At 37.9% G+C, this 24,462-nt stretch carries 23 protein-coding genes; 17 read left to right on the forward strand and 6 right to left on the reverse strand.

The features are described from left to right. The first annotated feature begins 42 nt into the window (after positions 1-42). Together B9T36_RS09445 and B9T36_RS09450 are read left to right on the forward strand one after the other, a co-directional pair. Positions 43-975, forward strand: coding sequence for an AraC family transcriptional regulator (locus B9T36_RS09445; RefSeq protein WP_086209243.1), 933 nt, complete (start codon positions 43-45; stop codon positions 973-975). Between the two features lie 282 nt (positions 976-1,257). Beyond that, positions 1,258-3,462, forward strand: coding sequence for an OsmC domain/YcaO domain-containing protein (locus B9T36_RS09450; protein ID WP_086209244.1), 2,205 nt, complete (start codon positions 1,258-1,260; stop codon positions 3,460-3,462). 69 nt (positions 3,463-3,531) lie between these two features. Here the strand turns inward: B9T36_RS09450 and lpxB are convergent, their stop codons facing one another. Beyond that, the gene (lpxB, locus tag B9T36_RS09455) at positions 3,532-4,704 is read right to left on the reverse strand and encodes a lipid-A-disaccharide synthase (RefSeq protein WP_086209245.1); all 1,173 of its coding nucleotides are present in this window, start codon (positions 4,702-4,704) and stop codon (positions 3,532-3,534) included. A gap of 246 nt (positions 4,705-4,950) precedes the next feature. On the opposite strand from lpxB, the gene B9T36_RS09460 reads away from it, so the two are divergent. The 7 genes from B9T36_RS09460 (at position 4,951) to B9T36_RS09495 (ending at position 12,920) form a co-directional block, all read left to right on the forward strand. Further along, entirely contained in the window at positions 4,951-7,110 is a 2,160-nt protein-coding gene (locus tag B9T36_RS09460; RefSeq protein WP_086209246.1) for a TonB-dependent siderophore receptor, read from the forward strand. Positions 7,111-7,465: 355 nt separating this feature from the next. Next, positions 7,466-9,025, forward strand: coding sequence for a PepSY-associated TM helix domain-containing protein (locus B9T36_RS09470; protein WP_086209248.1), 1,560 nt, complete (start codon positions 7,466-7,468; stop codon positions 9,023-9,025). Continuing rightward, entirely contained in the window at positions 9,022-9,318 is a 297-nt protein-coding gene (locus B9T36_RS09475) for a hypothetical protein (protein ID WP_086209249.1), read from the forward strand. Before B9T36_RS09470 ends, B9T36_RS09475 begins: the two co-directional genes overlap by 4 nt. A 194-nt stretch (positions 9,319-9,512) precedes the next feature. Beyond that, positions 9,513-10,097: a hypothetical protein gene (locus tag B9T36_RS09480; protein WP_086209250.1), complete on the forward strand. Its 585-nt coding sequence runs from the start codon at positions 9,513-9,515 to the stop codon at positions 10,095-10,097. Positions 10,098-10,211: 114 nt separating this feature from the next. Next, on the forward strand, positions 10,212-11,108 hold the full coding sequence (locus B9T36_RS09485; RefSeq protein WP_086209251.1) for a sulfite exporter TauE/SafE family protein: 897 nt from the start codon (positions 10,212-10,214) through the stop codon (positions 11,106-11,108). Positions 11,109-11,247: 139 nt separating this feature from the next. Continuing rightward, complete coding sequence (locus B9T36_RS09490; RefSeq protein WP_086209252.1) at positions 11,248-12,339, forward strand: 3-deoxy-7-phosphoheptulonate synthase; 1,092 nt, start codon at positions 11,248-11,250, stop codon at positions 12,337-12,339. 56 nt (positions 12,340-12,395) lie between these two features. After that, positions 12,396-12,920 (forward strand): protein tyrosine phosphatase family protein, encoded by a 525-nt coding sequence (locus B9T36_RS09495; protein ID WP_086209253.1) that lies wholly within the window; start codon positions 12,396-12,398, stop codon positions 12,918-12,920. Here the strand turns inward: B9T36_RS09495 and ispF are convergent. Beyond that, positions 12,908-13,396, reverse strand: a complete 489-nt coding sequence (gene ispF, locus B9T36_RS09500; protein WP_086209254.1) for a 2-C-methyl-D-erythritol 2,4-cyclodiphosphate synthase — start codon at positions 13,394-13,396, stop codon at positions 12,908-12,910. The two genes, B9T36_RS09495 and ispF, sit on opposite strands and share 13 nt — an antisense overlap. Before the next feature lie 101 nt (positions 13,397-13,497). On the opposite strand from ispF, the gene B9T36_RS09505 reads away from it, so the two are divergent. From B9T36_RS09505 to B9T36_RS09535, 7 genes are all read left to right on the forward strand, one after another. Further along, entirely contained in the window at positions 13,498-14,148 is a 651-nt protein-coding gene (locus tag B9T36_RS09505) for a hypothetical protein (RefSeq protein ID WP_171264449.1), read from the forward strand. 44 nt (positions 14,149-14,192) lie between these two features. Then, positions 14,193-14,675, forward strand: coding sequence for a CinA family protein (locus B9T36_RS09510; RefSeq protein ID WP_086209255.1), 483 nt, complete (start codon positions 14,193-14,195; stop codon positions 14,673-14,675). A gap of 80 nt (positions 14,676-14,755) precedes the next feature. After that, positions 14,756-15,376 (forward strand): aminotransferase, encoded by a 621-nt coding sequence (locus B9T36_RS09515; RefSeq protein ID WP_086209256.1) that lies wholly within the window; start codon positions 14,756-14,758, stop codon positions 15,374-15,376. Positions 15,377-16,104: 728 nt separating this feature from the next. Then, entirely contained in the window at positions 16,105-16,671 is a 567-nt protein-coding gene (locus B9T36_RS09520) for a LexA family protein (RefSeq protein ID WP_086209257.1), read from the forward strand. Then, positions 16,668-17,975 carry a Y-family DNA polymerase gene (locus B9T36_RS09525; RefSeq protein ID WP_086209258.1) on the forward strand — a complete coding sequence of 436 codons (1,308 nt, stop codon included), beginning with the start codon at positions 16,668-16,670 and terminating at the stop codon, positions 17,973-17,975. Before B9T36_RS09520 ends, B9T36_RS09525 begins: the two co-directional genes overlap by 4 nt. Before the next feature lie 176 nt (positions 17,976-18,151). After that, entirely contained in the window at positions 18,152-19,393 is a 1,242-nt protein-coding gene (locus B9T36_RS09530; protein WP_086209259.1) for an AAA family ATPase, read from the forward strand. 14 nt (positions 19,394-19,407) lie between these two features. After that, positions 19,408-20,148, forward strand: a complete 741-nt coding sequence (locus B9T36_RS09535) for an RloB family protein (protein WP_086209260.1) — start codon at positions 19,408-19,410, stop codon at positions 20,146-20,148. A gap of 161 nt (positions 20,149-20,309) precedes the next feature. Here B9T36_RS09535 and B9T36_RS09540 read toward each other — a convergent pair whose 3' ends face one another. Next, positions 20,310-21,989, reverse strand: a complete 1,680-nt coding sequence (locus tag B9T36_RS09540; protein WP_228146992.1) for a hypothetical protein — start codon at positions 21,987-21,989, stop codon at positions 20,310-20,312. 338 nt (positions 21,990-22,327) lie between these two features. Here B9T36_RS09540 and B9T36_RS09545 point away from each other — a divergent pair, with 338 nt between their 5' ends. Then, positions 22,328-23,086, forward strand: a complete 759-nt coding sequence (locus tag B9T36_RS09545) for an NYN domain-containing protein (protein ID WP_086209261.1) — start codon at positions 22,328-22,330, stop codon at positions 23,084-23,086. A gap of 160 nt (positions 23,087-23,246) precedes the next feature. Here the strand turns inward: B9T36_RS09545 and B9T36_RS09555 are convergent, their stop codons facing one another. Genes B9T36_RS09555 through B9T36_RS09565 form a run of 3 tightly spaced genes read right to left on the reverse strand, consistent with a single transcriptional unit; the run spans position 23,247 to position 24,420 of the window. Next, positions 23,247-23,642 carry a hypothetical protein gene (locus B9T36_RS09555; protein ID WP_086209263.1) on the reverse strand — a complete coding sequence of 132 codons (396 nt, stop codon included), beginning with the start codon at positions 23,640-23,642 and terminating at the stop codon, positions 23,247-23,249. Beyond that, on the reverse strand, positions 23,643-24,152 hold the full coding sequence (locus B9T36_RS09560) for a lysozyme (RefSeq protein ID WP_086209264.1): 510 nt from the start codon (positions 24,150-24,152) through the stop codon (positions 23,643-23,645). Further along, a complete protein-coding gene (locus B9T36_RS09565) occupies positions 24,142-24,420 on the reverse strand; it encodes a holin (RefSeq protein ID WP_086209265.1) in 279 nt (92 codons plus the stop codon). Before B9T36_RS09565 ends, B9T36_RS09560 begins: the two co-directional genes overlap by 11 nt. Positions 24,421-24,462 lie beyond the last annotated feature (42 nt).

The following is a 24,462-nucleotide window of genomic DNA, read 5'->3' on the forward strand; positions in this document are numbered from 1 at the left end:
CAAATATCAAGACCCAAAAATAAAGAATAGAAATCGTAACGTATGGATGCTTTAAGTAAAATTTTTGAAGATATACACCTCAACCAATCTGAGTACCTCTACCTTAAACCGTATGGTGAGTGGGCTTTTCGCTATAGCGAACAATCCACAATGATGGCCTATGCGGTATTACAAGGTGATTTCAATATTTACCTAGAAAACAAACAAAGCATACGAGCGGAAGCAGGTGATCTGATCTTACTCCCTTCGGGGCCAAGTCATGAATGTCGGTCGTCAAGCAAAGACCAACTATTAGAAGTATTCGATATTTCTGACTTATTTGCTCAAAACCAACACAAAGAAGTCACTTTTGGAAGTGATGCGACACAACAAAAAACCGTAATCTTGGCCTTACATGCACATATGGACCCTATTATGGCGCGTCCGTTGGTACAAGCCTTACCCGCATTTATTCACCTGCAACACCAAGACCTCAGCACAGTGCCTGAATGGTTGCAAATTGGATTGCAGTTTCTCGCTCTAGAAGTCCAACGCATACGCCCGGGTCGCGACAAAATTTTGGATCATTTGGTCAGTATTTTATTAATTGAATGTGTACGTGATTATATTGACGCGCTGCAAGACTCGAACAATTGGCTGAGTGCTTTATCTCATCCTGAACTCTCCAATGCCCTTGCTAAAATTCATGCGGAACCTGCACAGCCTTGGACAGTTGAGTCCCTTGCAGAACAGTGTTGTATGTCACGATCTAAATTTGCCACATTGTTTAGCCAAATTTTAGGCACCAGCCCTTTGGCTTATTTGCAACAACATCGTCTGCGTTTAGCCGCCCAATACCTGCGCAATGGACAAGGCACAATTCAACAAATTGCACATCGGGTCGGATACAACTCAGAAACGGCTTTTAGCCAAAGCTTTAAACGACAGTATCAAATGAGCCCAAGCCAATATAGAAATCATCCAAACCCAACTTAAAGTGCTCGTCCTTAATGGTTTAATAGCAATCTTCTCTCTACTTATGTCTTTCTGTGCCCAGATAAATACCTTGAACTTGCAGACAAAGATTAGCATCTTGTGAAAATCCCACTATAATATCCCGCATCCTTGCTAGAGATGGCTTCAAACCACTGCTTGTTTGTTCTTTTTCGCTCTAGCCACACTTTTTTAAGTCCAATTTTCATCCGTGATTCGGCTTATTTTTCAATGTTTTATCTCTTGTATGTCCATGCTGACATATAAGAAAATTTAGGTGCCAGCATGGAAATCAAGGTTAATTATCTCGATAATCTTCGCCAAGAAGCGAAGTTCGATGATTTTACAGTCATTGCCGATCAACCGATTCGCTACAAAGGTGATGGCTCTGCACCCGGTCCATTTGACTACTTTTTAGCATCTTCTGCGCTTTGCGCGGCTTATTTTGTCAAAGTGTATTGTTTGGCACGTGACATTCCAACCGACAACATTCGTTTGTCGCAAAACAACATTGTTGACCCTGAAAACCGCTATAAACAAATTTTCAAAATTCAAGTTGAGCTCCCAGCAGACATTTCAGAAAAAGATCGTCAAGGTATTTTGCGCTCTATCGACCGTTGTACGGTTAAGAAAGTCATTCAAACAGGTCCTGAATTTATTATTGAAGAAGTAGAAAGCATTGATGCTGATGCTCAAGCCCTGCTTATTCCAAGCCTTGCTTCTGAAACCAGCACCATCATTGCAGGTAAAGACCTGCCTTTAGAAGAAACCATTGCCAATATGTCAGGAATTTTGGCTGGTCTAGGCATGAAAATTGAAATTGCCTCTTGGCGTAACATTGTGCCAAATGTGTGGTCTTTACATATTCGTGATGCACAATCGCCAATGTGTTTTACCAACGGTAAAGGGTCAAGCAAAGAAAGTGCATTAGCTTCTGCACTGGGTGAGTTCATTGAACGTCTGAACTGTAACTTCTTCTATAACGACCAGTTCTGGGGTGAAGACATTGCCAATGCCGACTTTGTGCATTATCCAGATGAAAAATGGTTCATGCCAGGTCCAAATGGTGAAATGCCAGAAGGCGTTCTGGATGAATATACACTTGAAATTTATGACCCTGAAGAAGAACTGTTAGGTACGCATTTATACGACACCAACTCAGGGAAAACTGAGCGCGGTATTTGCGCTTTACCTTTTGTTCGCCAGTCTGATGCTGAAGTGGTTTACTTCCCATCAAACTTGATTGAGAACTTATACCTCAGTAATGGGATGAGTGCAGGAAACACCTTAGCTGAAGCACAAGTACAGTGTTTGTCTGAAATTTTTGAGCGTGCGGTTAAACGTGAAATTTTGGAAGGTGAACTGACCCTGCCAGATGTACCGCAAGAGGTTTTAGCAAAATACCCTAGTATTTTAGCGGGCATTCAAGGTTTAGAAGAGCAAGGTTTCCCTGTACTAGTGAAGGATGCCTCGCTAGGCGGTCAATACCCTGTCATGTGTGTAACCCTTATGAACCCACGTACAGGTGGTGTATTCGCCTCTTTCGGTGCACACCCAAGCTTTGAAGTTGCGCTTGAGCGTAGCTTAACTGAGCTACTGCAAGGTCGTAGCTTTGAAGGTCTAAACGACTTACCTCGCCCAACATTCAGCTCAAATGCAGTCACCGAACCCAATAACTTTGTTGAGCACTTCATTGACTCAAGTGGTGTGGTTTCATGGCGCTTCTTTAGTGCTAAATCGGACTATGACTTTGTCGAGTGGGACTTTACCAATCAAGGCCAAAACTCAAATGCTGATGAAGCTGATGAGCTGTTCGGTATTTTGGAAAATATGGGCAAAGAAGTCTATATGGCCATTTACCAACATTTGGGTGCAACAGCCTGCCGTATCTTGGTGCCGGGTTACTCAGAAATTTACTTGGTTGAAGACTTGGTTTGGGACAACACCAACAAAGCACTACTTTACCGTGAAGACATTCTCAACTTACACCGTTTAGACGATGAACAGCTTGAAGCACTGGTTGAACGTTTAGAAGAATGTGAGCTAGACGACTATACTGAGATCAAGACGTTGATCGGGATTGAGTTTGATGACAATACCGAATGGGGTCAATTGACTCTGCTTGAACTTAAACTACTCATCTATCTTGCATTAGAGCAGTTTGAGGAAGCAAAAGACTTGGTTGAGGCATTCTTACAATACAACACCAATACCGTTGAACGTGGTCTGTTCTACCAATGCATGAATGTCGTGCTCGAAGTGATGTTAGATGACGACATGGAACTGGAAGAATATGAAGCCAACTTCCGTCGTATGTTCGGTGATGAACGTATGGATGCGGTAATAGGCACAGTTGAAGGTCGTATTCGTTTCTATGGTTTAACAGAAACCAGTATGAAACTTGAAGGCTTAGACCGTCACTTACGTTTAATCGACAGCTATAAAAAGCTACACGCTGCTCGTGCCAAAGCTGTTGGACTAAAACCTTAACGTAAAAAGAAACAACCCAAATATGTTTGGGTTGTTTCTCACTGTACTATCGCTATCTCTTAAAGAAAATTAATCTAAAATATTTAAAATCGCCTCTACAGGATTTTCACTATTACCTGCAAGTAACTGTTTATGCATCGTAATGTGTTGCATGGCCTGAATCTGTGCGGTTTCAATATTCATTAATTTTTCAATTTCAGCCGCCAATTTCTCAGGCGTTGCCTCTTTTTGAATTAATTCTTGTATCACTTTCTTGCCTGCAATAATATTCGGCAATGAATAATATTGAATCTTGATCAAGAATTTCACCACATGATAGGTGAACCAATTCAACTTATAGAAGGTCACCATTGGTCGGTGTAACAGCATAGCTTCTAAAGTTGCTGTACCTGAAGCCAAAGCTACAATATTAGCGGCATTCATCACTTGGCGTCCAATTTTAGACTCGGTGCCTGAGTTTTCAAGCAAATCAATTTGGTCGACCAGTGCTTTTGGATACTGCTTAAGCAAAGCTTCGATTTGTTGCTTTCGCGCATCATTAATCGCAGGTATCACAAAACGATAGTTTGGATATTTGGTGTAGAGTAATTTTGCAGCATCTAAAACCAGTGGACCGAGTCGTTCAATTTCACCACGTCGACTTCCAGGTAGTAAAGCAATATGTTTTTGACTCAGATCTAAACCCAGCTCTTCTTTGGCTTGTAAAATTGGGTTTTCTAGAGGCAATTGGCTCGCCAAGGGGTGTCCTACAAACGCAGCAGGAACATCCCATTTTTTATAAAATACTTTTTCAAACGGAAATAAACACAGTACCAAATCAATAGAAGCTTTGATGCCATGAACCCGTCCCTGACGCCATGCCCAAACGGAAGGACTAACATACTGCACGGTTTTTATAGGCAGTTGTTTTTGCTTTAAACTTTTTGAAAGGCGCAGATTAAAGTCTGGCGCATCAATCCCAATAAACACATCGACAGGATGGGCTGTCCACTTCTCTACCAGTCCATCACGTACAGCAAAAAGCTTTTTAATGTCTTTAAGAACCTCAACCAGCCCCATAACTGACAAAATATCCATCGGATAAAAGCTATTAAAACCCTCTGCAAGCATTTGTGGGCCACCAATACCCTCAAATTCTGCATCAATTCCTTGCTCACGAAAACTACGAATAAGTTGAGCACCTAAAGTATCCCCTGATACCTCACCCACTACGATTCCAATTTTAAGTTTCCGGTTTTGCAAAGCATTATTCCTTATTTTTCAACCCATGCATCATAACATAGCCATTTTTAGATTGGCGCGACTATGTTGGCCCAATCTGGGGATAGCAAAGGCTACGATAATGAAAGAAAATCTAAATACACTAAATACTGCGCTTCAAATCTATCAAACAAAATTTTTCGATTTATTTTTTCAATTGTGAAGAACTTGTAAACAATCTCAGCAAACAATAAACTTATCAATAATTATTCTCATTAGTATTAATCAATGTTGAACATTCAATCTCATGGCTTTAGGTTATCAATTATTAGCTTAGCTATTTTTAGTGCTCAATATAGCCTTGCACAAGATGCGCAAAATTTAGCAACGATTACTGTGCAAGCAAGTGATGAACAGCCAGAACAAAACTCTGAGCGTTCGAAATCGTATATTGTTAAAAATTCATCGAGTGCAACTAAACTAAACATACCGCTCAAAGAAACCCCACAAACTGTGAATGTAGTTACACGGCAACAGCTTGATGATTTTGCACTCAATAGTACCCGTGATGTTTTACGGAACGTCCCTGGTGTTATTGTCAGCAACCAAGAAACTGATCGTACAACCTATCTTGCTCGTGGTTTTGAGATTTCAAATGTACTTGTTGATGGTGTGGGCTTTCCACTCGAAAGCTATAATTATAACAATGATAACCCTGACAGTTTTTTATTTGATCGAATAGAAGTAGTAAAAGGTGCTGACGCACTGAATAATGGTGTTGGTGATCCAAGCGCAAGTATTAATATGATTCGAAAACGCCCTACACAAGAATTACAGGCATCGTTCAATGCAAGTTATGGCTCTTGGAATACACAACGTTATGAAGCAGATGTGTCCTCGGCATTAACAGAAGACGGAAAAATACGTGGACGTGTATTTGGTTATGAACAAACAGGTGACAGTTATTTAGACAACTATGAGCTTGAGAAAAACGGCTTCGGTGCAATTATTGAAGCAGATATCACCAGTTCAACATTATTTACCGCGGGTTATACTGAAACCAATAATAAATCAAATGGTAATAACTGGGGTGCAAACCCTCTCATCAATACAGAAGGTGAGCAGTTAAGTTATTCAAGAAATTACAATTACAGTCCAGATTGGACCTATTGGGATACCAATATCAAAAATTATTTCGCTGAATTACAGCAAAAAATTGGTGGTGATTGGGTTGCAAAACTATCTTATGATGAAAAGCATACAACACGAGATTCAAAACTTCTGTTTTTATCTGGCAACCCAAGTGCCGATGGAACTTCAGGCGTATACCTATGGCCTGGTATATATGTGGATGACAATAAAGCTCGTCAAGCCAATCTTAATTTTTCAGGAACCTATCCATTATTGGGACAACGTCATGAGGCTGTTTTCGGGTACTCATGGTCTGAGAATGACAGTAATGAACTGGGTTATGGCGGTAGTTACAGCAATCACAACACAACAGATTTAGCCAGCTGGACACCAGATGAACCGACTTGGGATTTATCACAAACTAGTGGTGAAATGCATATGAAGCAAAAAAATCAAAGTTTTTATGCAGCAACACGTCTGCATTTAAACGATGATTTAAGGCTTCTTTTAGGTGCAAACTATGTACAAGCTGAAAGTAAGGGCACAAGCTATGGTGCAGATACAATTTATGATGAAAATAAAGTTTTACCTTATGCTGGCTTAACTTATAACTTTACACCTGAATATACAGGTTACATGAGCTACACTTCAATTTTTAGACCTCAAACAACCAAAGCATTAGATGGTGGTATTAATAAGCCAATTGAGGGGGAAAGTTATGAAATCGGTGTAAAAAGCTCATGGCTAGATGATAAATTGACAGCAACCATGGCAATTTTCCGTACAGAAGAAAGCAACTATCCCCTACGCAACTCTGATGGCCTGCCAACAACTCGTAAAACTCAAGTCAGCGACTTACGCTCGCAGGGTTATGAATTTGGCTTAGCTGGGCAACTTACCGACCACTTAAACCTAAACTTTGGTTACACCATATTAAGTTTGAAAGATTTAATCAATGGCGGTGACGCACGAACCTTTAACCCTACCCAATCTTTTAATTTATTGACAACTTATCAAATCCCACAAATTCCTAAACTAAAATTAGGTTTGGGTGTACAGTGGCAAGACAAAACCTATTTAGACGTTCCTGAGACAACAAATACCAATGGTGTAGTGACACAAAAAGCTGGCACCATACAACAAGATGCTTATGCGCTCGTAAATGTTATGGCAAGTTATGAACTAAATGACCATATTACTTTACAAGCAAATGGGAACAACATCACCGACGAAAAGTATTTATTCAATTTCCCTGATGCACAGGGTTTTTATGGCGCACCAGCCAATTATAGTGTTGCTGTGAAATTTAAATATTGATTCAATTGCGCCTGGGTTTCAGCTTTTAAAGCCTAGAGACTAAGGTGCTATTATCTGAGTAAAATGTTTAGTCATGAATCAAGTTCTATACCCTGTATCCGTCTTGTATCGGTTTTTAGTTGCATTTGGCTTAGGCTATTTATGCACATTCATTTTATCTGAACTACTGACTCTCAGTTTTTACCCGCTTTTAGATAAAGCAGAATCCATTTTTCTCGCTGCTTTTTTGTCGCTGATTTTTTTTATCTGTTTTGTTATTTTGAGTTTTTGTGTTCAATCCTTAAAAAAGTTAAGTCTTGTGACCTTTTCACTGGGTCTATGCTTTTTTCTCATGCTGAAGTTCGTAGGTTAAACCATGCAAAAATCCGTTCGCCAATCAATGGCATGGCTACACTCTTGGCTTGGTCTGACATTTGGTTGGCTATTGTTTGCAATTTTTTTAACTGGTACTGCAACCTATTATCGTCATGAAATAAATCTGTGGATGCAGCCGCAATTTGCCACCATGCAAGTCAAACAAGACACCGCGATACAGTCAGCATATCAATACTTACAACAAAATGCCGCAGATGCACAAAGTTGGTATATAGGTGTGGCAAGTACAAGTTCACCAGTCAATAAAATTTACTGGCAAAAAGCCGATGGTGGTTATGAAAGTAAGACTTTAGATGCAACTACTGCAAAAGAAGTCAGCCTATCTGCAACTCAAGGTGGTGAATTTTTCTATGGCTTCCACTACCAGCTGTACGGTGTGCCCTATTTTATCGGCAGGCTTCTAGTTACTATCGCAGCGTTTTTAATGATGATTATCCTCATTTCAGGCATCATTACGCATAAAAAAATATTCACAGAATTCTTTACCTTAAGGGCATTTAAAGGACAACGTTCGTATTTGGACTTTCATAATGTCACTTCTGTGATTGCTTTGCCTTTTTTTCTCACTATTACATTTACAGGTTTAGCCATTTTCTTTTATCTCATTCTGCCGAGTGGTATGAAAAAACTCTACCCGGAACAACCCTTTCAATATTTCGATGAAATACGAAACACTAGCATCGCATCAGATATAAAACCAACACCAGCAACTATGCAAACCATAGGCTACTTTATACAGCAGTATGAACAGCGCTGGAGTAAAACTGAAATTGATAATATCACGGTCAAACATCCTAATACGGACATGGCTCAAGTGAACTTTGTTGCGTCAACTGACTCAACCATTACACGTAGTCCTGACCAACTCAGTTTCAATGCTGAAACTGGTGCACTACTTGGTGATACACGCAATAATAGTGCGATTGCGACACTCAATAATGGTGTTTATGGCTTACATATGGCGCACTTTGCACAGCCACTATTACGTTTCGCATTCTTCTTTTCAGGGCTTTTAGGTTGCGCCATGATTGCTTCAGGACTTTTGTTATGGAGCTTAAAACGTCAATTACAAAATAAGAAACAAAGCTTCCACTTTGGACATTATTTGGTAAATCGTCTCAATACCGCAGCTATTATTGGCTTGCCAATTGCCATGCTAAGCTATTTGTTCACAAATCGTTTACTTCAGTTAGAAGCAGGTCAACCCAACTATGAGATTTACGCCTTTTTTGGCACTTGGTTACTCAGTTTATTCATCGCACTGCTTACTCCACAGCAACACCTTTGGAAAACTCAATTAAAGGGATTCATTTTACTTGCTGTGTCTTTGCCTATTTTCAATCTTTACTATTTAATCAGCCATCAATATGTACATAACTTAAATGAATATTGGTTGTTTTTTCGCGTTGATTTTATGATTATGATCCTTACGATATTGGCTATTTTCTTACATCAAAAAATCCAGCCGATTCAACAAAAAGCAGTTCAAAAAATTCAGAAAAAATATGCCAATACTGCTGCTCAGGAGACCCACTCATGATCTATATCATTACTGGGATCCTTATCGCATTATCCTGCTATATCCTTTTTCTGGTGAGTGAAAAGCAACGACCTAAAACTCACAAATCACATTGGTCGAAATGTGCAGAACATTATCAAATCTGTCGCTATTTTGCTTTTGCTGTATTGGCTGTAGCATTAACTTTATTGATTCAATACACGGGTCGCGGTGTAGGAAGTGTTAGTTTCTTTATATTTGCAAGCCCTATCCTTTTTATCCTGATTCTGCGCATCAATGACTTAAAGCCCAAGAAAACAACCAAATCTAGCTAAGCATTTATTTTAAACTCGCACACTTCTTATTTAGATCATGACCTAAATAAAAAGCTGTGCGAGTCAATATAAACAGAAAAACTCAACAGAATTTTATAGACTGATCAAAATCATTTAAGTTGAAGCACCCTGCTTTTTTGGTTATAACATGTTTAATAATCAGCACTTTATACAACTTTCCACAGGGTAAAACCTTGCGTTCAATTTTAAATTGGTCACAACAAGAAATCATCACTCCTCTTCGACAGTTATGGATTTGGTCGAAACATCATTTTGGCTGGACACTTCTGATTTCGGTCTTTTTAAACCTGATTGTCTTTATTTGTTTCCCGAGCAGTTGGATTCCTACTCAGATTCAAAGCAAGATCTTTGATGAAATCACGATTGAAGTCAGTAAAGGAAGGATGAGTACGTTGAAATTTAAACAACAGCATCATTTATGGGTCGCAAACTGCGCATTGATGGTAAAACCTGTTCAGACACTATGTGACCAATCGGTTCATCGTCACCAATTTACGGTAAGGCAGGTCGAAATTTATTATTTGCAACCTGTTTTTTGGAACCTAAAAAATTCCAAAAAGGAGGTCTTTATTCATCAGTTCACTGTACCTGATCCACGTCAGCAGCACTTCGATATGACCTATACTTCAACATTCGCAGACTTTGAAAAATGGAAACGTCACATCAACCGTCACATCTATGTTGTACGTGGGATGATCGCTCTCAATTTTTTATGGCTATTTACTCTTATATTGTTTAAATCACAAACCGCTTCTTAGCAAACATAATTCTTTGCTATATCTTTTTTTAGAATAAGTAAATCAACAATCAAGACAACGGCTTATATTAAAACGTCATAAGATATGCACGTTTTTGATATTTGGCATATAACAATGTTTGGTCCAATTGAATTTATTCTCGCAGGTGTTTTAGTCGGTTTTTGTGTGGGAATTACAGGTGTCGGTGGTGGCTCTCTGATGACCCCTATCCTGATAAGTCTTTTTAGAATCGAACCTCACATTGCGATTGGTACAGACTTACTTTATGCCGCAATCTCTAAGTTCTGCGGTTCATTTGTGCATGCCAAAAAGTTAAATATTGTCTGGCCAATTGTACTTTGGCTTGCAATCGGTAGTATTCCTGCTTCTTTTGCAACACATTGGGTACTCGACAACTATTTAAGCCAATCTACACATTATAAAGCTGTACTGACCATGGTCTTAGGCTTTATGTTAACCATCACAGGTTTGTCGATTGTTTTTCGTAATCAAATTGAAAAATTTTTCAATAAATTACGCAAAGATGAACTCCCAGACATGACTGAAGACTTAGAAAAAGTCCAGCTTCAAACCAGCAAGAAACGCAAATACATTGTCATAATGGGTGTGGTTCTTGGTGTCTTCGTAACACTATCTTCAGTTGGCGCTGGTGCGTTTGGCATTATGGCTTTGGTCATTATGTTTCCAAACTTACCAATGATTCGTATTATTGGTTCTGACGTAGTACATGCTGTCCTCCTTACTTTTGTAGCAGGTTTGGGTCATATGACTTCAGGCAATGTCGACTTTCACCTCCTGATGTGGTTATTGGTGGGTTCGATTCCTGCAATTATTGTCGGAACACTGATTAGCTCGCGTCTTCCTGAAAAAATCATTCGCAAAGTCCTTGGCATCACACTCTTTGCTCTCGGGGTAAACTTTATGTTGAATCCTGTTAAAGCAAAACCAGTTAAACCTGCAGAAACTGCGCAAGTCGTTCAAATTTCTACACATCAGAATGCCTCAGTTTAGGCATTCTGATTTAAAATAACTCCAAGATTCATCACTTTTTTTTCAAAGATTCATTCGACTTTTTTATAACCTTTTCTCAGCTAAACCGTGTTATATTCAGCTCATAAAGCAACTTAATACGATCGAACCAGTGACGGCAATGAATACTCTACAGTCAAACTCTATTACCCAAAACGATATCGATGACGTGAACTTACAAAGCATTCATCCGCTTGTAACACCTGCGGAATTAAAAACTGAATTGCCTCTCACTGAGTCTGCATATCAAACTGTACTTCACGGTCGTGAAACAATACGCAATATTTTAGATGGTAAAGATAAACGCATTTTTATGGTTATTGGCCCATGCTCTATTCATGACCCAATTGCTGCACACGAATATGCAGATCGTTTAAAAGCGTTAAGTGAGAAAATTAAAGACACCATTTATATCGTTATGCGTGTTTATTTTGAAAAACCACGTACCACTGTGGGTTGGAAAGGTCTCATTAATGACCCAGACATGAATGACTCATTTAACATTGAAAAAGGGTTACGAATTGGTCGTAAGCTTCTGGTTGAGTTAAATGAAAAAGGTTTACCGTGTGCAACTGAGGCACTTGATCCAAACTCACCACAATACTATCAAGATTTAATCTCTTGGTCAGCGATTGGTGCACGTACCACTGAAAGCCAAACACACCGTGAAATGTCTTCAGGTTTATCTTCACCTGTAGGTTTCAAAAATGGTACAGACGGTGGTTTAACTGTTGCAACGAATGCAATGCAGTCTGTTAAACATGGACACCACTTCTTAGGCCTAAACAACCAAGGACAAGTTTCTGTAATTCGTACTTCAGGTAACCCATACGCACACGTAGTGCTTCGTGGCGGTAACGGCAAGCCAAACTACGACGCAGGTTCTGTAGCAGATGCTGAAGCAGCATTGGCTAAAGCTAAAGTCAGTACGAAAATCATGATTGACACCAGTCATGCAAACTCAAACAAAGACCCATTCCTCCAACCGCTTGTTCTGAAAAATATTACAGAACAAATCCTTGATGGTAATAAGTCTATTATTGGCATTATGGTTGAAAGTCACCTTAAAGGTGGACGTCAAGAAATTCCTGAAAACTTATGCGACCTCGAATATGGTAAGTCTGTAACCGATGGTTGTATTGACTGGGATACCACAGAAAAGGTATTACTAGAGATGCACGAAGCACTTAAAGACGTTTTACCAAACCGATAAGTTTAAAAAACGCCATCTTCGGATGGCGTTTTTCATTCTATGATTAAGAAAAAATTATGAACGCTATTGAAACTCACTTAAGCCAAACCCTGAATTTTCAATTCATCCACGAGCATTTACTGACTTCTGGACAACCAACTGCAGAACAGTTAAAGCAAATTAAAGAGTATGGTGTAAATACTGTGATCAATCTTGCGCTCAGTAATGCCAGTAATCATTTGCCCAGTGAAGATCAAATTTGCTTAGATTTAGGGCTGAACTATATACATGTACCTATTTCGTCGGACATGCCTTCTGATGATCAATGTTTATTGATCTTAGATATGATTGATCATTTAGTTCAAGAACAAACCATTTGGGTACACTGTTCGAAGAACTACAGCGTCAGCAGTTTAATGTATTTATATCGTCAGTATTATATGAATATGGATATGCCGACAGCCCATGAGGCCATGCATCAAATTTGGGAACCCAATGACACATGGACAGGTTTAGCACATGCTGTTGCTTTACAACTTCAAGGCCGTAAAGCAACACAAGAGTTAAAACTTGCGATGATCAACCCTGATCATTTTGCATGAGAAATCAACACTGTTGCAGTAGATAAAATACCTTCTTGACGACCCGTGAAACCGAGTTTCTCTGTGGTCGTTGCTTTGATACTAATCTGCGTAACTTCGACATCAAGAAGGTCTGCAATACTTTGACGCATTGCCAGATTATGCGGCGCTAACTTCGGACGTTCACATGCTACGGTAATATCAGCATTATTTAATTGATAGCCACGGTCTAAAATAAGCTGATAGACATGTTTAAGCAATACACGACTGTCTGCTCCCTTAAAACGAGGGTCTGTATCTGGAAAGTGTTGACCAATATCCCCCAAAGCCAACGCACCCAATAATGCATCTGTTAAAGCATGCAAAACAACATCACCATCTGAATGTGCTTTCAAACCGTGTGTATGTGGAATCTGAATCCCAGCCAACGTGACAAACTCACCCTCTTCAAAAGCATGTACATCCAGCCCCTGTCCAATTCGAATATGTGCAACCATGCTCAGTTTCCTTTAAGAAATAAATGATTGAAATCTTGTATTCACGCTTTCTCTTTCGCTATAGTTACAAGCAGCGCAACATAATGAAAGTATAAGCGATCATGCTGTTGGAAACCGACATAAAACTTATGAAAAAATTTAGTATTTTAGTGTGTCTAAGTTGTCTTTGTACCAGCTTTAGTTATGCTCAAGTCATTGACTGTGACGCTCCTTCATCGTCTGGTCTTAAAAAGATCTGTGGTGATCAATTCAAAGACATTCGGCACAAATTAGACACGCAATCAATGACTGCTTTTTTAATCAGTGATGCCCCACAGCGTTTATTAGTCGATACCCAACAGCTATGGTTGAACCGTCTACAACAGTGCAAATCCTTAGATTGCTATCAACAGCAGATGGATTTTCGAATTGATGATCTGAATTTCTATACTTCACTTAATCAAAGTTTGACCCAACACTATTTAAAGTTTGAACATGGGACGATTGCTAAGCAACCTGTGCATCTGCAAGTTCATCAACTGTCTAAAGATAAAATTAAGATTGAAGGTATCGCCTACCGTAATCCTAATAATCGTATAGAGACTCAAACCATTTCATTTTTGGCCTACACTACACCAGATCAGAAACAAAACATCACGGACAATGAAAACAACTGCCATTATCAGTTCAACTTTCAAAAAGCCATTCTTTCTGTAAAAAGTGAAAACAAAGCATGTAATCGTTTTGTTGGTGTGTATCGTGTTTATGACTAGGCTACCAAATAGATCAACCTAATGAACATCAGGAGGTTAAAAACGTGCAAATATTAGTACAATGCTGCAACCTCCTAGAACAGAAAAAATTGACCATCGCCTTTATCGAAAGTGCCAGTTCTGGTTATTTGTCCAGCCAGTTTTCGATTTATAAACATAGCGGAGCTGACATTTTACTCGGTGGACTGGTCAGTTACGATCCCAGTATCAAATGTGAAATTTTAAAAATAGATCCAGCATTGATTCAGCAATATACAGCAGAGTCGATTGAAGTCACTGAAGTTATGGCAATTCACGGTCATCGACTGTTTCGTCATGCCGATATCATTGTCTCATGTACAGGGTTATTGAAACCTGGAGGAAGTGCGACGCCTGAAAAACCAGAAGGCACCTTTTACACGGCTATTTATTATCAAAATACATTAAGTAGCTACCAGTATTTGCTGCTAGGAACTGCGCTCGAGCGACTTGATCAACTTACGAAAAACGTAGCCCAAATGGTCATTGAACGTATCCAAAATACTTAAAGCATTATACTCAAGTTAATTTTTCTACATTTTGTAGCCACTAAAGTGAAACATCATCAGTAAAAAATATGAGGTGCCTCATGATGATGAGAATAATCCACCCACTACTTTTCAGTAGCTTATTTTTTTCAAGCCACAGTTTTGCAACTGTAGGTGGACCACAAAATATTGAAGTTTTAGGACTCGACCAAACTGATCAAAAAATTTATGTGATGCGACATTATTTAGATGGTCGGGGTCGTTTGCCACAATTGTATTATTATCAACTCAACAGCAAAACCCCCTCCAAACTGATTGAAGTAGAATCTTTATATATCAATCCAAAAACTCAAAAAATTGACTATGATCAAGACAGTCAGAAGTTTGACCGTGACATTGCAAAAATTAAAAAACGACTCAAAGCTTTAACGCCGATTCTGCCCAAGCAGGTTAAAATTCAAGTCATCAATAAAAAGACTTCAAAAGAACCCTCTTGGTATGACCCTACACTCTCAATACCGAAGTTTAGCTATCAATATCAAGTGAAATACATCAATTTGAAAAGCCCCATACACAAGGCGGTGGACTATAAAAATGGGCTGCGCATTTCACAAACTTATAAAGTTCCTCATCAACAAAAAGCACTGGTGACAGTTCAATATCTCGGGATTCCTTTTGAAACAGGTTATAACATTGAGGACCCTGTACTTCTCACCCGCTAAAAAAATAAGGTCTAAAATTATGAAAGTAGAGCCTTTTGGCTGAGTGCATTAGATTTTGGCCAAAGCCCCCTATATCCTTTCTATTGCTAGTTATTGCGGGTCAGAGCCTATAAAATCTGCATTTGCACAGAATTAGGAATGTCTATACTTAGTTCCACTTGATGTATTGACCTAAACAATTTAGTAGTACCACTTGCTAGATGCATAAATTAATTCAACAACATTGAAAACTCATCATTTTCTAAATTACTTACGTATTAATATTCAAATCTTCTAATTGTTGGGATACTGTACAACCAAGTATGAAAAAGCTTGTTTTTTTAAAAAATCTTCGCTAGTATTCATTTCGCTTGAACTTGTTGATATATAACAAATTCAAGATATTAGGGCCTATAGCTCAGTTGGTTAGAGCAGCGGACTCATAATTCTATAATCTAATAAAAATAATGCAATCTCACGCAATATTACACAATCTGTATTTCCCTAAAACCTCTATATTCAGTGCTTTATACGACACTTTGCAATATTACCCAATCTATCACAACACTACTCAATAGTTCTGCGGTCTACTATCAGTCTACTTGGGAGTAGACCTGAGTAGACTTGAAATAAATTAAATTTTTCCCATTAATTTTGAAGGTGCATTGATTATCCACAGCTTTTAAATTTGAATTTATTTTAACCAAAATCTACAATCTTGAAATCTGTTACAGAAATCAAGTTTGATTATGAGCGATATTAAAAATCATGGTGGTGTGAGACCGGGTGCGGGGCGAAAGCGTTCAGAGCTAACCACGCTTATTCGTGTGCCAAACTCTTCTGTTTTAGAAATCAAAGCCTTTCTCAAGAAGGCTAAAGCTGATCCTGAAATTGACAGTATTCGCCAGGTCGATCCTGTCACACACATGGCTATTCCCTTAGCCACAGAGCGCGTTCAAGCGGGTTTCCCTTCCCCCGCCCAAGATCATGTTGATAAGACTTTAGACCTTAATGAGCACTTGATTAAGAATCCTGCTGCTACGTTCATTGTGCGTGTCAATTCCCTTTCTCTCATCAATATTGGGATTGATATTGGGGATGAATTAATTGTCGATCGAAGTCTTGAAGCAAAGCATCGGGACATCGTGATTGCACTAGTCGACAATGAGTTCACTGTTAAGCGACTCATGTGTGAAGAAAATGGGATGTGTTGGCTGAAACCTGAAAACCAAGACTTTAAAGATATTCATTTCAGTGAAGGGCAAGAGTTTATTATTTGGGGTGTTGTCACCCGCGTTCTGAAGAGCTTCAGATGAGAAGCGAAAATAAGATCTATGCCTTAATTGATGTGAACAATTGCTACGTCAGTTGTGAGCGTGTGTTTAATCCAAAGTTGAATAATAGACCAGTCATTGTGCTTTCAAACAATGACGGCTGTGCTGTGGCGCGTTCGCAAGAAGCTAAAGACCTTGGGATTAAAATGGGTGTTCCCCTATTCCAAATAAAAGACATTGTTGAGAAACACAATGTAGAAGTACTTTCGAGCAACTACAAAGTTTATGCAGAAATGTCTAAACGCTTTCACAGCATCCTTGCAGAATATGTTGCACCAGGAGAGCATGAGATCTATTCGATTGATGAATGCTTTCTAGATCTCACCGCATATGAACATAAATTCGATTTGACGGAATACGCTCAAGACATGCGCGAACGTATTGCCAAGTGGATCGGCTTGCCTGTATCAGTCGGAATTGGTCGTAGTAAAACTGAAGCGAAGATTGCTAACCATATGGCCAAGAAAGCCAAACGTTTTTCGGGTGTCTGCAACTTGGTATCAATGGACCCAAAACATAAGGATTACTTTTTTAGTTTGATAGATGTATCTGAGGTTTGGGGAGTCGGTCGACAGCACAGCAAGAAACTGCATGCCATGGGTGTGCATACCGTTCAGGATCTCACCCGAACTGAACCTCGGAATATGAAAAGACTCTTTTCCATTGTTATGGCCAAAACGGTTGCCGAGTTGCAAGGTATTTCCTGCATAGAGATTGAACATGCCCCACCCGCTAAAAAACAAATCATTTCATCGAGGTCGTTTGGCCAACGTGTAACAGATAAAGAATCTTTGTCTGAGGCAATGAGTGATTACCTGCAGTCAGCTGTTAAACGCCTACGAGAAGATAAAAGTTTATGTGGTTGTGTGATTGCTTTTGCTGAGTCCAATCCATTTGATAAGAACAAGCCCTTTTATAAGAAATCAATTAGTGTAAGCTTTGCTGAGCCTACTGACTCTGCTGCAGTCATGAATAAAGCCGTGATGAAGCAAATGAATGAACTATTTCAAGAAGGTATTGATTTTAAAAAATGCGGAGTGATTTTAACGTGTATCGAAAACAAGGCCACCTACATTCCCGATCTGTTGACTGATATTGAATCTATAGAGCGAAATGAGAAACTGCAGCTTGCAATTGAGGGTGTTAAGGAAAGGTTTGGGGATAAAAAGCTTGCGATAGGACCATGTAAATTGCCAAATCGTGGTTGGTCGATGAGTCGAGGGAGTTTGACGAGGGATTACTTTAGCTGGGAAGGGATGTTGACTATAGGGAGTGAAACACTATAGTTAAAGAATATTTTACACCCATATCATTGATTATAAAACAAATAATTTAAAAATTAAAAAGCAAAGTTATAATATTTTTTTATGAAATAGCTTGTAGTAATTTTAGATTGATATATATTCTCCTATAGGCAATAATATTTTTATGGATAAATTATCCAAAATAACTAGGTTTCAACATGATTATTGATTTCACGATCGAAAACTTTTTGTCTTTTAAGGAGCAGCAAACTTTAAGTTTTGTTGCAGAACCTCCTTACGATATTCATCCAGACCACTTGTTAGAGACGCCTGAAAAAGATCTAAAACTACTTAAAACAATTGTTATCTATGGTGCCAACGCATCAGGTAAGTCAAATTTTTTGTCAGCTATCCATTTTTTAAAACATTTGGTAATTAAATCTACTGATAAAAAGCCAGATGAACCCTTTGAGCTAATCTCATTTTTATTAGAGAAAGATTCTAAAACAAAACCTTCATGCTTTGACATTAACTTTTTTTGCAATGGTATTAGATATAACTATTATCTAGTCCTTGATAAAAATAAGGTTTTCCACGAACACCTTGCTTATTATCCCAAAAAATATAAAAAGAACATTTTTACTCGTGATTTAAATGATTCTGGTACATATGAATACAATATTGGCTCTGATCTAAAACCTAAACGCATCTATGACGACACAGCACTTAAAACGTCCCCGAATGTGTTATTTTTGACAAAGATGGTTGAAGAAAATAGTCAATTTTTGAAAACAGTTTATGATTGGTTTGCTAATACACTCTCTAAGCAATTTTCTTTAGAAGATACTGCCAAAAATATTCATTCCAGCATCGACTTTAAGGAAAGATTTTTAAAATTCCTGAAATCTCAAGATATTGATATTGTAGATATTGATGTTGATAAAGGTTCATTAGCAGAACAGATCATTAAAAATAATAACAACTTAACGCCAGAAGTAAGGGAAAGGATAATGGAGGATTTGAAAAACCGCTCTTATTATGAAATCAAAACCTTTCATAAAAACTCTGAAAATGAACTTGAACCATTCGACTTGGAGTTGGAATCTCAGGGTACACGTAAACTTTTTGCACTTTCTTCTTTATTGCTAAATAATTATGAGAAGTTTGAGAAAACCTTTTATGTTGACGAATTAAGTTCAGCACTTCACCCACTGCTTGTTAAAAATTTCTTAAAAGAATTTAATACAACAACCAATAATCAATTGATTTGTGTAACACATGATACGCACTTGATTAATCAAGAATGCTTAAGAAAAGATCAAATTTATTTTGTAGAAAAGGATAAACTTCAAGCTTCTTCATTATATTCTCTGTTAGAATTCAACCCTAGAAATGATAGAGAAAACTGGGAGTTACGATACTTATCTGGAAGATATGGGGCTACCCCATTTTTTAGATAAGGTGAGTATTTATTATGGGTACTGATGATTTAGCTAAAAAGCGTATCTCCGCAAATAAAGAGAGGAGAACTGCTCTTAAAGAATTGCGTAAGGCACGTAGTGTTGGTAATCGTACTATCTTTCCTAATATTTTAATATTGACTGAAGGATTTTCAGAAAACATCTATTTTGATGAACTCATTAAAGTATTAGGCTTGGATACTGTTTTTTCCAGAAAAAGTGTAAGCACTTCAAGTAAAGGTATATTACATGAAGCCGAACATGAGGATTTAAAAAATAAGGATACTGAAAAAGAATGGACTTATATATTCTGTGTTTTTGATTTAGATACAGTTAAGGATCGTAGTCATTTAGAACTCTTAAGTAGAATAAACATTAATTTTACTAAGATCATTCCAATTTACACTTTCCCGTGTATTGAAATATGGTTTCTTCTTCATTTCGAGTGTAATACTCGTCCTTTTCAATCAAAGGGGAAGAAATCTATTGGGAATATCGTAAAATCCCATTTCAAAAACACCTATAGTCCTGAATATTTAGAGACTAATGAAGACGTAATTAGACCTCTAGCTCATGCACATGACAATGCTATCTATAATTCTATTCGCTTATACTCTCAACAAGTGGAAGTAAAATCGAATAACCCTATTTCAAATATACATGCTCTCGTTACCCTATTAAAGAATATGTCTGATCGAACGCAAGAGTATGATTATAATTATGAATACCAATCATTCATAGAAGATAATCTTTGAAAAATATATTTTTCAACAATAAAAATCGCTCACTTAGAGGGGGGTTTTTCAGCTATAGAAATCACTGCTGCATGGCGTTGCTGGCAGTCTACATACTTTCAACCATCATCAATAATTCCATTTAATTGTATGCTTAGTTGACGATACTGGAAATTAATAAATCAACTTTTACTTACCTTGAAAAGCATTCCAACTGGAGATTGCTTAACTTGTTTATTCTGATCAACCAAATCACGAAATCTTTGAGGTATTTCTCTCAATTTAGGAGCATCAAGTAATTGATCCGCTGCTAATACTGCTAGTCCCCATGTAGGTGTTCCAGTTAAAGCTGCCCCTATTTCTATTCCTCCCGAAACAATCCAAGATCCAATATCAAATCCAGCAAATTTCCAATTTTTAGCTTTCAACTCATCAAGTTTCTTACGATGTTTATCAAAACTTTGCTCAATATTTTCTAATATTTGATCTCTAGTTCTAAAACAATTAGTAGGATTAGTTTCTACTAATTCCTTAATATTATTTCCTAAAATATTGCGGATTTCTTCTAAAGCACCTTGCTTTCTAAGCTCCAACAATGATTCAGGAGGGATGTTGCCTAACCAAGGTAAATCCGTTTGAGCTAAATCAGTTAAGCCTTTCGTTATATGCAAGTTTTCAGAGCCATAATATTCTTGAGCCTCATCAGCATCATATTCTAATTTCCAGTTAAAATATTGCCATGATGTTTCAGCTTCAATAATTGGAGTTCCTGAAAGTTGTCGTGCCTTGAGTAATAATTCATTACTCACTGACATTCTACCAACAGTTTGCATTTGAAATAACAAACCTGGCTCTGTTCTATTAAGAGCTTTTAGCTCATCTCCCTTTAAAGCCCTATTTATTTGTTCCTCTAAAGAACCTTTGCAGTTTGTATCAAATAAGGCCCTTTTTTTATCTTTTATTGCTTGAATTGTTTTTTCTACAGTATCAAGGCTTAAACAAAACTCATTAAACTCCTCAATACTTTCAAAGTTTCTACCAAATAATTTACTACCGTGAGTTAGTGCATCATTTAGAGAGAAGTTATAAATAAAATCTCTACCATTGTCTTCTAAATTAGATAAATCAGGTAATATTACTACTACAGACATTCCTTCTTCGACACACGCTAATTCTTTATATTTGAGAATATTCATAGCGTGCTTTATTAGGAAAAAAACTGCTTTTTCTTTTGGATAGTGTTTGAATATATGGAGTGATCGAACATATGGATCAGGTAATACGATAGTGTCAGTGTAAATACCACATTTTGAAGCAATATTTTCATCATGGGCAGGAAATAAATCTCCACCATAAACCCCAGTAAGATTTGAGTGGTTATCTTCTAAATGCCAATAGCCAATATCACCTACTTCTTTCCAAAACGATAAAATCGCATCCATAAAATCAGGAATTTGTTCAAACATATTGTTAACAAAATCGGCTTTTGTTGATAAAAATTCCGCAATATGGTTAGGGTTAGAGTTCGCTTTAAGCATTTGTTGATAGATGAAATCAAAATTTTGCTCTATCAGATCAAAATATAGTTTTTGAATTTCAACTAGCGAAATTTCTTTCTTTAATTTTCCCCTTGTGTCGAAATGTTCCACAGCCAAAGCCATTGAACGAATTCGCCCATCAACAGACTCTAAAATGATCTCACCACTTTCATCATATTTGATATTTCGAAGACTCTCTTTGAAATCTTCAGCTAGGTGTGAAGCAATTTTTACTTTACCGGCCTCTAACTGTTCTGAAAGAATTTTAAGTCTATACCTTAATCTTTCTTCATAATCTTGTTGTTCTGTTTCTAAGTCAATCATTCCAAAACCTTTTTAATAATATTTAAAGTTTAATAGAGCTAAATTTTTAAATTCCAATAAGGGCGATTATTTCATATACTTCTATTTAACATAAAACCTCTTATTCGACATCTGAATTTTCCACTAAATATCCACCCATTTATCATAATAGAAACTTATACAAGAGCCATCACTTAGATGGCTTTTTTAATTCACACACTGCACACAAACAGTGACATGCACCTTTGTCGAAATCGTATGAGCTCAAATCAAAGAATTGAAAATTAATTATATTTAACTATTTGTAATTTATATATTATTAGTATAGATTAGGATAATTTCACAAGAATTATTAAAGAATGTCAGAATCAAACAATTTAAAACTTGCTGTGTTGATAGATGCGGACAATGCTCAAGCATCCGTATGTGAAAATTTACTAAAAGAAATTGCCAGGTTTGGCACAGCACATATTAAGAGAATCTACGGGGATTGGACTAAGCCAAATTTAAAATCATGGAAAGAACAACTACATAAACATGCTATTCAGCCTGTGCAGCAATTTAGCTACACGTCAGGAAAAAACGCTACTGACTCAGCATTAATTATTGATGCTATGGACTTACTACACCAAAGCCACCTAGATGGATTTTGCTTAATTTCTTCTGATAGCGATTTTACTAGACTCGCAACGAGAATTAGAGAGAATGGTTTGGTTGTTTACGGTTTTGGTGAAAAGAAAACTCCAGAAGCATTTATTGTCGCATGTGATCAATTTATTTATGTTGAAAATCTTACGCCAAAACTTGAAGAGGTAATATCAGCAGAAATAGATGATCAAAAACCAGCTAAAACAACGAAAAAAGCAGATTTATCTAAAGATAAAAAGTTAAAAGATGCACTTAAAGTCGCTATTAATGCTCTATCAAAAGATTCTGATTGGGCACCATTATCAGGTGTTGGGGGGTATATGGTTAAAAATGACCCCTCTTTCGACTCTCGAAGCTATGGCTATGAAAAACTCGGAGCGTTAGTTGAAAACCTAAATTACATAGAGGTAGATAAGCGCAAACCTAACGATGCATCACATATTTATCACATGTATATTCGCCTTAAATAACTGTACAGCTCACTAAATTAAAAGCCCTCATTTAGAGGGCTTTTTATCGACTATTGAAATCACCGCTGCATGCCTCTGCTGACAATCTACATACTTTCGGCGATCATCAATCATAATGGGCAGAATGTCTTTGCCTTGCCCTGATTCAAGCTTTTGCAGATCAGGGCAACGCGCTTTCAAGTTCGACGGTATTACCAGCGGCGTTGACTGCTGACACCCCAGCATCATCGAAACAAGTGTTGAGATAAATAGGACGTTCAATGATCTTTTGCACTTCACGTGTAATTGTTTCTGTTTTGACTCGCTCGGTTTCTTTGGTTTGTTCATAGTCTTCACCTGCTTTCTGTGCCCGTTCTTGTGCTTCCTGTTCTGCGTCTTTGTAAGGCTTCACAGCCTTATCGACTTCTTGCTGTACCTTAGTTTTACAATCAGCCTTCGCCTTATTCAAATCACCAGCCAGTGAATTGGATTGCCATGTTTGAAACAAGGTATAAATCAAAAGCACAAGGATTAGGGTCCAGCGTTTGTTATTCCAAATCAGTAAAAGAAATGGCATCTAGTTTTCTCCCATGCATTTTTCATAGCGAGCTTGTTGTCGAACCCATACCCCGTAGCAATTATTTGAGCGGATCGAACAATCTCGCTTTGCTGCATACTTCCACTTCAATAGCGACTTGCAAGCTTGTAAATAGTTGCGGGATTTCAAGTTACGAAGCATTGAAGATTGCGACCATGCGCCTGTGCCGAACTGGTATGTGAAGTCCATGTACAAGTCATACTCGGCTTGAGAAAGCGGAATACCAACAAGCGTTTTATTGAAAATCTTGGCATCCTTATTAATATGGAATTGCAGATATTCAGCCGCTTGTTTCTTTGTAATCGGTGGATCTGTGATTTTGACGGTTTTGCCGTTTGGATAGACCGTTGTGCCTGTACCGATAGTTGCCACTTTAACGCTATCGTAATAAGGTTTAAGTACAGTGCCTTCCCGGCTTTGCGTCCAAGCAACACCTCCCAAACTAATCACCGTCGCCATCGTTACAGCGACTTTGGTTTTATTTGACATTGCATTCATCCTTTGCTTTTCGTAGCGCAATTTCATGAAGTTGATCTGCACGCTGATCTTCTTTTTTCTTGTAGTGCCAATTAATTAAAAAACTCAAAAAACTAACTAATAGGCCACCTAAACCAATGCAAACACCAAGGATGGTCATCGGATCAAGACCAGCTAACCAGCCAACAAATGAAATCCCACCACCAGCAACTGCAGTTTTTGAAAAAGCACTCGTCATGGCTGCACTTGCTTCAATTGCCGTTTGTGCATGATCTGCCATACTCCCCCCTTTTTTTTGGTAATAAAAAACTCCACGCATTGG

The sequence above is a fragment of the Acinetobacter sp. ANC 4204 genome, assembly GCF_002135205.1.
Classification (GTDB): domain Bacteria; phylum Pseudomonadota; class Gammaproteobacteria; order Pseudomonadales; family Moraxellaceae; genus Acinetobacter.